Genomic DNA, 12,821 nt, shown 5'->3' with positions numbered 1-12,821 from the left:
CTTCGTTGTTGTACTCGGTGCCGTTGATGGTGCCCGTGTAGAGATCTGTGGCGTAACGTTTATTTTCTGTTGGGCCATACTCAGGGTTCTTGTAGAAGGCCAGGTCTGTGTGCCAGCCGTTCTTTTCATAGATAGCCTTGATACCTACATCATGATCATCTTCGAAGCCCAGGTAGTAGGGGATGCCGAACCACCAGCTGTTGGAGATGAAGTCACGGTTACCAAAAGGCACCTTGTTGATACCAAACTGCAACTGCCAGTCGGGGTCGATATTGTAGTAGCCATAGCCATACTTGATGTAGTCGGTGCTGGAGGTGAAGCGGTATTCCGCCGCCAGACCCCAGTCGCCTTTTTGGCCGTTGAACTTGATGGCCGCCATATCGAAGGTCAGGTCGCCGCCCTTGTCCTTAGAGGCGTCACTATAATCTTTATAAGCGTAATTGACCCGAACGGCACCGCCGACATTGATGCCATCTTCGGCGTGGACGATAGTGCTTGCGCTGCCGAGAACGAGGGCGAGTGTGATGCTAGAGCTTAAAAGTGTGGCTTGTTTCATCATGTTTACCTATAGGGTTTACTGCGCGGTGCCGAGCTCAGTGTGAGTGGTTCGATGCCGAAGGGGCGATTTTAACTGGGTAGGGAATCGCTTCATCGCCCTGAATGAAGTAACCCGTTTGTGCAAAGGCATTCTTTTCTGAGCGCACCGCGAGAGTGCCAGAGATATAGATGGGCTGTTCTATCTCAGGTAGGGCAATGGGCTGCTCAAATGTCACGTGGATCAATTGGTTTGGACCTGGCGGTGGTCGGTGGATACAGGCACCTTGTCGTGGCGACAATAAAAAGTCTCGTGTTTGTCCCTCTAGAGTATCCAGAGGAATAACGAAACCAGGAATAACCACCTGCTTGCCATTGAGCGCCTGATTAATGTTGACTTCAGCCGGAAGTTTGGCCGGCCCGGGGGCGAGGCTGTTCCATAGGATCGCCTGTGGTGCATCGGCAAAGACATTGCTGCTAAACAGTAAGCTAAAGATAAGAATGTATTTTTTCATAGTTATTTAAGGGGCCGCTCTTAACGGCCCCTTACTCTGGCCTAATGAAGACTAAGCGTTACTTTTTCGATGACTGGATAACATCCCAGCCATAGCCGCCTTTACCTGAACGGACGGCGTGTGAGTTGGTATATGGGATGAAGTCAAACATCAGGGTTTCACCTGGGCCAACATCTTTTGGCCATTGATACTTAAAGGTGGAGAACTTGCCGTCGAGTGGGAACCAGTACATGTAGATCAGATCCTGATCATCATAGGTGTTTGGTGTGTAGTGCATCGCCTTACTTGGGATTTCGATGTAGTCACCAGGTTGGAATGGCTGCATTCTTTCTTGCGCCCAGGTTAGGCCTTCACCGCTAAGGTTGTAGTAACATTCCATCTCTCTGTGATAGTGAGGAATGGCCGTACCCGGTGCGACGCGAACTAAGCCAATAACAGTAGGTTCGTCGTTAAGCTCTTTCCAGCACATACCCACTTCAGTTGCACTGGCGCCGCCTTCAGGACATGGAATAAGTGTATCGGGATCGGCAATCGTCCAGGTTAGCCAGCCTGAGTCATTAGCCCCCTTACCACCATGGTCGTTTGACTTGACTGAGAAGATATCTTTTTCGCCACTTTGCAGCTCTTTGAGGTAAGCCATTGCCTGCTCCTGCTTACACACCATAGGCATGGTCTTAGTCGGAGCATTAATGGTCGAAAGCGTTGGCTTTTCGTTGTGCCAAGGCTTATCGGCTGGTTTATCGGCAGCAACGGCGCAGCCTGTCATCAGTATTGCAGAGGTGATTAGTAGTTTTTTCATCATCATTTCCTGTGGCTATTATTCGCCTTTTTAGTGTTTAAATTTTGGGTAATCAAAGTTGTGACAATCCATGCAGATTGCCTGCTTTGGTGTGTGCTCTCCGTGACATTCCATGCAAGGCGCTTCTTGGCCATAGTGCATGCTGTCGTGAGGATTCTGTTTGGCGTCATGGCCCTTACGTTCTGTCTGCTTGGCTAGGTCGCCCATGTCGTGACACTGTAGGCAGGCATCATCTGATGGGAAGCGCTTGGTGCCTTGGTCATGGCAGGTCTTACAGCCTGAGTCATAAACCATGTCATGGTAGTCGCGCTTATCTCTTGCTTGAGCCGACAGGGCGATACAGCTAGTCAGTGCCAGCATAAGTAGTACGTTGATCTTGTTCATGTTTAATCCTTAAGCCTTCATGATTGAACGTGCTGCGGTAACGCCGAATGCCATACACTCTGGTGTGGAGCAGCCTCCTAAGCGGCTGACGCCGTGAATTCCACCTGACACTTCGCCAGCGGCATAGAGACCAGGGATTTTCTCGCCAGTTTTGGCGGCAATCACTTCGGCTTTGGTGTTGATTTGGATACCGCCTTGGCAGTAGTGGACCTTTGGCCATAGGCGTTGCACGATGAAAGGTGCCTTGAGGTAAATCCCTGTGCTCATGTTCATTCGTTTGCCAAATTGTGGGTCTTCGCCCGCTTTGACATAGGTATTCCAATCATCAATCTGTTTTTTCAGAGGCTTGAGTGGTACATCGAAGTGCTTGGCGATTGCTTCGACGCTGTCGAACTCCCAGGCGACGTTATAGCGCAGCACATTCTCCATTGAGGGATCTTTTTGAGCCTCATGCTTGGGCGCAATTAGCAGGGCTGGGTTAGGCTTGCCATCTTTATCACGGCGCTGTACCTCGAGGTCTGCTCGTGTCTTGCGATCAGCAGTTTCATTCATGAAACGTTGGCCTGTAGAGCGATCGACCGCGATAGAATGTGGGAAGTTGTAGAGTGAGAAACCTGCACCATAGCCAAATCCGCCTTCATCGGGAGAAGCCCATGGGCCTGATTGAATAAAGCTGAGGTGAACAGGCATGGCACCTTCGGCAAGCATGGCAATAAGGCCGTCGCCGGTAGCGCCACGTGCGTTAGTACAACCGACTTCTGGGCCCAAGTTAGGATCTAATGCCTGACGGAAACTGACGTTGGCACCAAAGCCGCCCGTTGCAATCAGTACCCCCTTGGAGGCGCGAACATTGATCAGTTCGCCTGAGCCTTCGTGACCGAAGTGATAGCCTCGACGCACTTTGATACCCAGTACTTTGCCGTCGGCAGCAGTGATTAGACCTTCAAACTTGTGACGAATCTTGGTTTTGACACCGTAACTGCGCGCCGTTTTAAGCATAGGGCGAATGAACCCGGAACCGCTACGTTCGACGACTTGGTGGCTGCGCGTGGCGCTGGTACCGCCGGTATTAATAATGTGGTCGCGGTAGACACACCCACAATCTTTGGTGAGTTGGTAGATGTAGGGGCCTAATTCGGCACTGTGGCGTAACAGTTCTTCACTGGCGTAGCCGCGTCCCGATTTCAGCTGGTCTTGTACCATGAGCTCGGCGCTATCTTCGATACCGAGCTTTTTCTGTAGATCTGTGTTGGCGAAGCAGGCTTGACCGGCATTTAGGGTACTGTTACCACCGTATACGCCGAGCTTTTCGAATACGACAACATCTTTGGCACCGAGTTTACCCGCTTCAACCGCTGCTGCTAGGCCTGCAAAGCCAGAACCGACGATGATGATCTCATGCTCTTCATCCCATTTTATGTTTGTTGGGCTTGCATTTGCAGTGAAGGGTACTAGTGCGCCAGCCGCCGCAGCGCCTGCACCTAGTTTTAAAAATGAACGTCTTGTTTGCATGTGTTACCTCCGATTAACTTGAGGTAACAATAATTTTTAAGCGAATTTTCAATTATGCGCCAAATCACACTTTATTAGGGGGGAGAAAGTTTTATGTGATGCTGATTAAGAAAATGTTTCTTTTAAGTATATTAATAGTATGAGCGCCATAAAATAGATTAATAGTTGAGTGTTAAATGGTGATTATATGCGCTGTCCAAAAGATAGTTGTGAGGCGTTGCGATGCAACCAACTGCTAGATGAGGCGGAAAAATTAATTGATAATCAGGGTGTTGTTTCTTTTCGTTTTGCTCAGATCGCAAAGCAAGCAGGTTGTTCAACCAATACGCTTTATAAATATTTTGAGTCGAAAGAAGATGTATTAGTTTGTCTGTTTTTAAGAAATACTACATCTACTCGAATTCCTGTGTTTATTAAGGAAAATCAGCGGCTTAATATTCATCAGCTTGCGGTCTTGCCAATTTTATTTACCTTTGAGGTGGTTAAAAGAAGTCCGATATTTAATATATTGCGTGTTGTTTCAATTAACAGTATGTTCTGGCAGTTGGCAAGCTCTGAAAAAATTGATGTTCTGCGAAATAGAGTTAACTTATTTTGGAGCTGTATTCGTCAGCCTATTGATCATGCGGTTAGCGTGGGAGAGTTGGATGCAACCGATGCAGAAGTAAAGGAACTGGTGCAATCGCTATATTTCTTTCTGGCGGGAGCGACCTCTTCATACGAGAGTAAACTGATGGATGAATATTACTTTACTCCCGATGATGAGACTGGTTATCGCCATATCAGTCGACTGATGAATCGATACCGCTGGCAGAAACCTATCACCAAAGAGATGATGCAGGAGATGACGCAGAAGATCAGCGCCTTTCTAGATAAGGGGGAAGGTAGGGTGCGTTCCTGTAATACTTGTGCAGAGATGGGTAAACGTCACCATTGCAGTGAAATTGAATAGCAAGTGATGTAACGCTTTGGGTGGATTAGCTGTCTATATATCTGTACTCCCACTTTAATGAAGAGTTTGATGGCAGGCCCCATTGAGCTTGACTTTAAAGCAGGGCGTCCATAGTCTGCTAGATCAGTATTCAAGGTGGTATGCAATGCAAATAAATTATAATTTAAAACCTGCGTCTGAACGCCGAACACAGCAGTTTAAGCCTGAAGCCAATGTGGGCTTCGGTAATCTTAGAACTGACCATATGTTTTTGATGGATTACCGCGATGGGGAGTGGCGGGATCCGAGAATCGTTCCTTACGGACCATTCGAGATGGCACCGGGTGCCATGGCACTCCACTATGGTCAATCCATCTTCGAGGGGGCTAAGGCCTTCATGCATGACGATGGCGAGATCTATACCTTCCGTTTAAATAAGAATGCCGAGCGTCTCAACCTGAGCGGCGAGGTGATCTGTATTCCGCCTATACCCGAGGCGATGCAGCTGGCGGGTATCAATGCCTTGATCGATGTCGATAGGCTATGGTTTCCGATGCAGGAAGGGGCCTGCCTCTATATTCGTCCCTTCGTATTTGCGACCGAAGATAGACTGTCGGTGAGTCCGAGCCAGCAGTACACCTTTTGTGTCATGCTGAGCCCAAGCGGCGCCTACTATGCCGATGGTTTCGATAAGGCGATTCGTCTGTTGATCACCGAACGTTTCCACCGCGCGGTATCGGGCGGCACAGGTGCCTCTAAGGCGGCGGGCAACTATGCGGCCTCGTTGAGAGCGGGCAAGGCGGCGGCAGAATATGGCGCGGCCCAGGTGTTGTATCTCGACGCCAACAACAAGCAGATCGAAGAGGTGGGCGCGATGAACCACTTCCATGTGCTAAAAGATGGCACCATCATCATACCTAAATTTACCGATACCATTTTGAAGTCTATTACCTCGCAATCTATCATGGAGCTGGGGGAAGCCCTCGGCTGCGAGGTGCGTCAAGAGACGGTGATGCTGGATAAGTTTATCGCCGATATCGAGTCCGGTGAGATCGTCGAGGCCGGTGGTTTTGGTACTGCTGCCGTGGTGTCGCCTGTAGGCTCCTATATCTTCGAAGACCATAGGGTTGTGACGGTCGGTACTGGTGAGGTGGGCGAGCATACCCGCCGCATCTATCAGGTGTTGACGGATATTCAGAAGGGCAAGCGTCAGGGCCCCGAAGGTTGGATGCAGAAGGTTGAGCGCGTCGCGCCTTAACCCCTAGCTATACCCGTGATGGCTACACCAATGATAGCTATACCCATGATAGCTATACCCATGAAAAGAAAAGGCGCCCAGGAGGCGCCTTTTTAATTAAACATTACGGTTGCTGAGACCCGAACCGGCTGGGCCGTCTTGTTGTAGACCGTGGCGTTAAATCTCTGCTGGCTAAATCTGGTGAGCAGTGCTTGTTTCTGTTCGGGGGAGAGGGTCAAGTCGTCGAGTTCAAGATCCACCAACTGCCCCGACCCATTGATGCCAAAGCTGATGTTGAGCCTCTGTTTTTGTTCTACCAAACCTTTCCAATTCAGGGTGCTGTCCTGTATGACCCAATACTTGCTTAGCTGAGTCGGGGTGACTTCCAGATAGTCTCTTGGTGTCTGTGTAACGGCATTGCTCTGACAGGCGGAGACAAGTAGCGGCAATGCGAGCAAAGCTGCCAAGCGAAATAATGATGTTGGTTTTTGTCTAGCGATAACATGAAGTGGATTCACAGCGACTACTCTCTGCCAGTGCATATCTATGCATTTAGTTTGGCCATTCAGTCAGGCAAGTATATTAACATTTAATTAAAATTTGTAGTCAATTTTATGACATTTACAATAATTTGGCGTTAAAGATGAGTGACACTTGCTTAATATAAAGAAAAGGCCTTGCCGGAAGGGAGGGGCAAGGCCTTTTCGAGTCGATGCCAACGAGTGTTCGCAGGCATGAACCTGGTTGCTGCTACTCTGCCTGTAGCGCCTTAAGTCGTTTCTCTGTGTTGATTCGGCCCTGCTCTATGTGACGGCGCATCAGCAGGCTAGCCAGTTCGCCATCACCAGCGGCAATGGCTTCGACAATGCGTCTGTGTTCGGCAATCGCCTTGATCGGTCGCGTCTCGCTGGTGCATTGATAGCGATACATGCGCAGCAGATGATAGAGGTTGCCGATGAGGGTTTCCTGCAGATGTTTGCTACCGCTCGCGCGTATGATGCGGTAGTGAAAATCCACATCGCCATCTTGCTGAAAATAGGTATCGCCCTTGGCTAGTGATTCTTCCTGACTATCCATCAGACGCTGCAACTGTATCAGCGCTGTGGGAGTTATATGCTTCGCGGCCAGTTCGCAGGCCATGCCTTCTAACACGCTGCGCAGACGATAGAGATCGCCCAGCTCATCTATCGACAGCTGAGCGACGCGGGCGCCGACGTGGGGAATTCTGACGATGAGGCGGCGACGCTCCAGGGTCAACAGGGCTTCCCGTGTGGGGCCGCGACTGATGCCGTATCGCTGGGCGAGCATCTGCTCGTTGATCTTACTGCCGGGGGCGAGCTTTCCCTTAATGATACTGGTTTGGATTGCCTGCAATGCCTTATCCGCCAGGGTGAGTGCGGGCGTCTCAGTGTCTATGGTGTTTAATGCGTCTAACGCCATCGGCTTGCTCATTAAGGGATAAGAGGAGTAATGAAGTTAGTGCGGACGGCATGGATTGTCAACAATCTGTCAGTAAAACTTAAGTCTAACCCAGGGTTTTAGCCTTTAATTAGTCATTTTATGGATGGCTCAGGGCTTTGTTGGATTGGCATTGTAGACAACCTTGGGTTCGCCGCCCGAAAAGGCGACGAACCCAATAAGATTAGCGACTCTCAATCAGAGATGGGGTCTCTTCGATGATCAGCTGATCTGAGTTATAGCGGGTCAAGATCTGATGAATCTGCTCATCTTTCTGTTGCCAGACGCCATTGAGCCAACGCTGGAACTGAGCGCGACACTCGGCGTCGTTGAAGTATCTCTGGTCGTCGACCTCGGGTACCGGCATAGATTCGATGCGCACCACGATACGCTTCACCTTGCCGTGCATCACTTGTGATAGTGTGTTGTCGGCCGAATCTGGGTAGACCAGGGTGACGTTGAGTAGGCTGGTAAATTGCTCGCCTATGGCCGAGATGGTAAAGGCGATGCCGCCTGCCTTGGGACGCAGCAGGTAGCGGTAAGGAGAGCGTTGACGCGCCTTCTTCTCCGGGGTGAAACGACTGCCTTCCACATAGTTGATGATAGAGGTGGGAATGCTCTTAAACTTCTCGCAGGAGCGGCGAGTGGTTTCCAGGTCTTTGCCCTTGAGCTTAGGGTTCTTACGCAGCTGCTTGGCACTGGTACGGTTCATGAAGGGCATGTCCAATGCCCAGCAGCCCAGGCCGAGAAATGGCACATAGAGCAGCTCTTTCTTGAGGAAGAACTTGAGCATAGGGATGTTGTTACGCAGCACATAGGTGAGGGCGGCAATGTCGAACCCGCTGAGATGATTGCTGATCAGCAGGTACCAGCCATCTTTCTTCAGTCCTTCAAGCCCTTCGATATCCCACTCTATCTTGGCGATCAAAAACAGAATGCCGCCATTGAGGCTGGCCCAGCCCCACATGCAGCGATTCATCAAGTAAGTGATCCCGGTGCGCAGCAGTGCGATCGGTAGCAGGAGTTTAATTATGCCGCCAACGCAGATCAAAGTACTCCACAACACAGTGTTGATGATCAACAAGGTCAGGCTAAGCGCAAACAGTAGGGGTCCGGGTAAAAAATTTAGCATCTTTCTAAAGCACCTTATCTGCGGTTATTGCTGCGCCATTTTCGTTAACATGGCGTCCTTTTCTTGCCAGATACGATTGAGTTGTTCCTGAAAACTGATCTTGTAGGCGCGATCGTTGAGGTAGTCGCCGCGCATCTCGGGGGCGATTTCACTGACCTTGATGTGTACCCGGATCTGTTTGACCTGTCCCGAGATTAAGTCCCAGTAGCTGGGGGTTTTATCTGGGTAGTAGATGGTGACATCGACCAATTTATGGATCTGCTCACCCATAGCCGACAGGGCGAAGGCCATGCCGCCCGCCTTAGGCTTGAGCAGGTGGTTAAATTCCGAGTTTTGCTTCTGATGCTTCTCGGGTCTAAAGCGCGTGCCCTCGACAAAATTCATCACGCTGACCGGCTTAGTCTTAAACTTGGCACAGGCCTTACGGGTGATCTCAATATCTTTGCCCCTGAGCTTGGGGTTCTTGCGTAGCTGAGCGCTGCTGTAGCGGCGCATGAAGGGGAAATCCAGCGCCCACCAGGCGAGGCCAAGCACAGGCACGTAGAGCAGTTCCTGCTTCAGGAAGAACTTCAAGAAGGGGATCTTATGGTTGAAGATGCGCTGTAAGACTAAGATGTCGACCCAGGATTGGTGGTTGGCGATCACCATGTACCACTCTTTGAGGGAGAGATCCTTGTCGCCTTCAACCTGAATATCCACCCGGTGAAACAGGCGCTCGATAAAGGTGTTGACGCTGATCCAGGCGGTCGCGCAGTGATCCAACAGGTAGCTACACAGGGTACGTAGCGGCGTGATGGGGATAAGTTTTAATATACTTACCAATAAGATAGGTAATACCCAAAAAAGGGTGTTGATGACATAACAGCTAAATGCCAAGCTGCCTCTTATTAGTGATAACACCGCGCCCATTAAAGCCCCCATAAAAAATTCGGAGACCTATGTTACTCGCCTGAGCCCATTTGCTCAATCTTATCCTGTTCATCTTGCCCAGATAACCCTGATTTACCTATGGATATATCCAGGGGCTATTGGTCTTTCCAGTCAGTTTTACAGCCGGTTGCAGGCGTTTTATATAAGGCAGAACTTATTGTGGTGGTCGTTGTTGTACAACAACTGGCGATAGCCTCAGTAAGGCGCCTTTAGGCTATTGAGCAGTCGATCCATGGCGCGATAACCAAGAGCCTGAGCGATGTGGCGGCGGTCGACGGCTGTACTCTGTTCAAGATCCGCTATGGTGCGTGCGACGCGCTGGAGCCTGTGATAGCTGCGTACCGACAGGCCTAGCTGGTTAACGCTCTGCTCGAGAAACTCGAGATCTTGCAGGTTAAATCCTGCCGTTTGTGTGAGTTGTTTGCCGGTCAGCTCGGCGTTGAGTACCCCAGCGCGGCTCAGTTGGCGTTCCCTTGCCTGGTGTACCCGCTGGGCAACGTCGCGGCTGGATTCGCCGCGTTCACCTGTGGTCAGGGTGCCCTGGGGCAGACGCGGTACCTCTATGGTGAGATCGAAGCGATCGATGAAGGGGCCCGACAGTCTGGCGAGATAGCGCTGGATCTGATCCTGTGTGGCCCTGGCGTTAGCGCTGTCGCCGCAAGGGCTGGGATTCATGGCGGCGATGAGCTGAAAACGGCTGGCAAAGGTGAGTTTGGCGGCGGCGCGGGAGATCACCACCTCGCCGGTCTCCATCGGCTCGCGCAGGCAGTCGAGCACCTTGCGGGGAAACTCGGCAACCTCGTCGAGGAAGAGCACGCCGCGATGGGCCAGGGAGATCTCCCCTGGCTTGGGATGGCTGCCGCCGCCCACCAGTGAGATGGCAGAGCTGGTGTGGTGAGGGCTGCGAAAGGGGCGTTGATAGAAGGCCTGCATGGGAATGCCTATCCCCGCCACCGAGTGAATGGCGGCGACCTCTAACGCCTCATCATAGTCCAGTGGTGGCAGCAGCTGCATCATGCGGCTGGCTAACATGGTCTTGCCCGTGCCCGGAGGGCCGAGAAACAGCAGGTTGTGATTGCCGGCGGCGGCGATCTCCAGCGCGCGCTTCGCCTGATACTGGCCGATCACATCGCTGAGACACTTGTGGTCCGTGTCTGTCTGGGTATCGAGCCACTCTAGATCTTGTGTTAGCCCTGGTAGGGAGGCTTGTCCGTGCAGGTATTGGGCTAAAGCTTGTAGGTGGGCGGCGAAGAAACATTTACGGTAGCCCACCAGTTCGGCGTCGGCGCGATTGTCCAGGGGTAGGACTAAGGCCTTATCCTGTTTACGGGCATCTATGATCACCGGCAATATGCCGGTGCAGGGCCTTATCTGTCCGGAGAGAGCCAGCTCGCCGATGAACTCATGATCCCTTAAGTGGGTATCGGGTATCTGTTTGGAGGCCGCCAGTATGCCGATGGCGATGGGGAGGTCGTAGCGGCCACCCTGCTTGGGCAGATCGGCTGGCGCGAGATTGACCGTTATCCTGCGTTGTGGGAACTCGAATCCCGCGTTGATCAGGGAGCTGCGCACACGCTCTTTGGCTTCCTTGACCGAGGTTTCAGGTAGCCCCACCAGGTTGAAGGCGGGTAAGCCATTGCTGAGATGTACTTCGACTGTGACTTCGGGGGCTGCCACGCCTAGGCTGGCGCGCGTGGTGACGCAGGCAATGGCCATAAACAAATCCTTTTGTTATTAAACCTTTTTTAAATAAGTGTAGCAGCAATGAATTATTTGGACTGTCTGTACAAAATTTAGTTGCCTATTGGCCAATTTCTGATAAAAGGTGCTCCATGTTTTCAGCCGCATTCTGTCGCGGCGAATTTACCGCAAACTTGCATCCTGAGGTGGAATCTCAATCACGTCTTCTGAAGGCGTAGATCACTATAATTGTCGGCGTTTCACACGGCTTACATCATTTAGGGGTAATGTCACTTTATCCCCTGATACGGGGAGTTCCTGGCCGTCGCTGGTCTGTATGAGGTTTAGGTTAGGTTTAAAATGAGTCTACTAGATAACATCTTGATTATTTTGTTGTTAATCGGCACGAGTTGTTTCTTTTCCATGTCGGAGATCGCCTTGGCTGCGGCGCGTAAGATCCGCCTGCGTCAGCTGGCCGATGAGGGAGACCTGCGTGCGGAAAGGGTGTTGCATCTGCAGGCTCACCCCGGCAGCTTCTTTACCGTGGTACAGATAGGGCTGAACGCGGTCGCTATCATGGGCGGTATCGTCGGTGAGTCGGCCTTCACCCCCTACATTAAGGCGGGTCTGCACTCCTGGTTGGCCGATCCCTGGCTCAGCCAGCTGAGCTTCATCTTGTCTTTCATCATAGTCACCAGTCTGTTTATCCTGATCGCCGACTTGATGCCCAAGCGAGTGGCCATGGCGATGCCTGAGCGGGTGGCTCTGGTGCTGGTGGAGCCGATGATATTCTGTATCCGCCTGCTGACGCCGCTGGTATGGATTTTCAACGGCCTGGCTAATGCCATCTTTCGCCTGCTGCAGATCCCAACGGCGCGCAACGACCAGGTAACCTCGGACGATATCTATGCGGTGATGGATGCCGGCGCCGAAGCTGGTGTGCTGGACAAGGATGAGCAGCAGATGATCGAGAATGTGTTCGAGATGCAGACCGTGCCGGTAACGGCGGCCATGACGGCGCGCGAGAGCCTGGTCTATTTCCTGCTGCAGGATGATGAAGAGGTGATCAAACGTAAGATCGCCGAAGATCCCCATACCAAGTTTTTGGTGTGTGACGGACAACTAGACATCATTAAGGGGGTCGTGGATGCCAAAGAACTGCTGATTAGGGTGATAAATGGTCAGAGCATCACCCTCAAGGACAGTTCGTTGGTGCATAACTGCCTGATCATTCCTGACAGCCTTAGCCTGTCAGAATCGATGGAATATTTTAAGAATCACAGGGCCGATTTTGCCGTGGTGATGAACGAGTATGCCCTGGTGGTCGGTATCGTGACGACCAACGACTTGCAGAGCGCCGTGATGGGGGCCTGGTCACTCCATGAGAGCGAGGAGCAGATCATCGCCCGGGATAAAGATTCCTGGTTGGTGGATGGCGTGACACCCATTACCGATGTGATGCGCGCCTTCGGTATCGAGGCCTTTCCCCAGAGTCAGAATTACGAAACCATCGCCGGCTTCATGATGTTTATGCTGCGCAAGATCCCCAAGCGCACCGACTTTGTCAATTTTGGTGGGTATAAGTTTGAGGTGGTCGATATCGATGCCTATAAGGTGGATCAGCTGTTGGTGACGCGCATACCCGTCGAGGCTACGCTGCCATTGACCACGGGCGTAGAGCTTTAAATGCTCTTGCTTAAGGGCGAATT

12 protein-coding genes and 1 pseudogene are annotated in these 12,821 nt (G+C 51.5%); 3 read left to right on the top strand and 10 right to left on the bottom strand.

The window, feature by feature from the left end; translation table 11 throughout:
• The 5 genes and pseudogenes from L1D47_RS06130 to L1D47_RS06110 form a co-directional block, all read right to left on the bottom strand.
• A pseudogene (locus L1D47_RS06130) lies at window positions 1–559 on the bottom strand (hypothetical protein); the annotation flags it as partial.
• Between the two features lie 34 nt (window positions 560–593).
• Entirely contained in the window at window positions 594–1,049 is a 456-nt protein-coding gene (locus L1D47_RS06125; protein WP_239883064.1) for a DUF3299 domain-containing protein, read from the bottom strand.
• A gap of 58 nt (window positions 1,050–1,107) precedes the next feature.
• Window positions 1,108–1,848: a cupin domain-containing protein gene (locus L1D47_RS06120; protein WP_239853067.1), complete on the bottom strand. Its 741-nt coding sequence runs from the start codon at window positions 1,846–1,848 to the stop codon at window positions 1,108–1,110.
• A gap of 30 nt (window positions 1,849–1,878) precedes the next feature.
• Window positions 1,879–2,232 carry a cytochrome c3 family protein gene (locus L1D47_RS06115; RefSeq protein ID WP_239883062.1) on the bottom strand — a complete coding sequence of 118 codons (354 nt, stop codon included), beginning with the start codon at window positions 2,230–2,232 and terminating at the stop codon, window positions 1,879–1,881.
• Between the two features lie 9 nt (window positions 2,233–2,241).
• Complete coding sequence (locus tag L1D47_RS06110; protein ID WP_239883060.1) at window positions 2,242–3,744, bottom strand: flavocytochrome c; 1,503 nt, start codon at window positions 3,742–3,744, stop codon at window positions 2,242–2,244.
• Between the two features lie 169 nt (window positions 3,745–3,913).
• On the opposite strand from L1D47_RS06110, the gene L1D47_RS06105 reads away from it, so the two are divergent.
• Both L1D47_RS06105 and L1D47_RS06100 read left to right on the top strand, forming a co-directional pair.
• On the top strand, window positions 3,914–4,696 hold the full coding sequence (locus tag L1D47_RS06105) for a TetR/AcrR family transcriptional regulator (RefSeq protein WP_239883058.1): 783 nt from the start codon (window positions 3,914–3,916) through the stop codon (window positions 4,694–4,696).
• A 145-nt stretch (window positions 4,697–4,841) separates the two neighbouring features.
• The gene (locus tag L1D47_RS06100; RefSeq protein WP_239883057.1) at window positions 4,842–5,933 is read left to right on the top strand and encodes a branched-chain amino acid aminotransferase; all 1,092 of its coding nucleotides are present in this window, start codon (window positions 4,842–4,844) and stop codon (window positions 5,931–5,933) included.
• A gap of 92 nt (window positions 5,934–6,025) precedes the next feature.
• On the opposite strand, the gene L1D47_RS06095 is transcribed toward L1D47_RS06100, so the two are convergent.
• The 5 genes from L1D47_RS06095 to L1D47_RS06075 all read right to left on the bottom strand — a co-directional run bounded on the left by L1D47_RS06095 (window position 6,026) and on the right by L1D47_RS06075 (window position 11,148).
• Entirely contained in the window at window positions 6,026–6,379 is a 354-nt protein-coding gene (locus L1D47_RS06095) for a hypothetical protein (protein WP_239883056.1), read from the bottom strand.
• A 283-nt stretch (window positions 6,380–6,662) separates the two neighbouring features.
• Entirely contained in the window at window positions 6,663–7,352 is a 690-nt protein-coding gene (locus L1D47_RS06090) for a GntR family transcriptional regulator (protein WP_239883054.1), read from the bottom strand.
• 202 nt (window positions 7,353–7,554) lie between these two features.
• On the bottom strand, window positions 7,555–8,502 hold the full coding sequence (locus tag L1D47_RS06085) for an acyltransferase (protein WP_239883052.1): 948 nt from the start codon (window positions 8,500–8,502) through the stop codon (window positions 7,555–7,557).
• A gap of 24 nt (window positions 8,503–8,526) precedes the next feature.
• Complete coding sequence (locus L1D47_RS06080) at window positions 8,527–9,411, bottom strand: acyltransferase (RefSeq protein WP_239883050.1); 885 nt, start codon at window positions 9,409–9,411, stop codon at window positions 8,527–8,529.
• A 216-nt stretch (window positions 9,412–9,627) separates the two neighbouring features.
• A complete protein-coding gene (locus L1D47_RS06075) occupies window positions 9,628–11,148 on the bottom strand; it encodes a YifB family Mg chelatase-like AAA ATPase (protein WP_239883048.1) in 1,521 nt (506 codons plus the stop codon).
• Window positions 11,149–11,472: 324 nt separating this feature from the next.
• On the opposite strand from L1D47_RS06075, the gene L1D47_RS06070 reads away from it, so the two are divergent.
• Window positions 11,473–12,798, top strand: coding sequence for a hemolysin family protein (locus L1D47_RS06070; RefSeq protein ID WP_239883040.1), 1,326 nt, complete (start codon window positions 11,473–11,475; stop codon window positions 12,796–12,798).
• Window positions 12,799–12,821 lie beyond the last annotated feature (23 nt).

The sequence above is a fragment of the Shewanella sp. Isolate7 genome (assembly GCF_022398425.1).
Lineage (GTDB): Bacteria > Pseudomonadota > Gammaproteobacteria > Enterobacterales > Shewanellaceae > Shewanella.
Note: the sequence above shows the minus strand (reverse complement) of the source record. Positions and strands in the feature narration are given on the sequence as shown.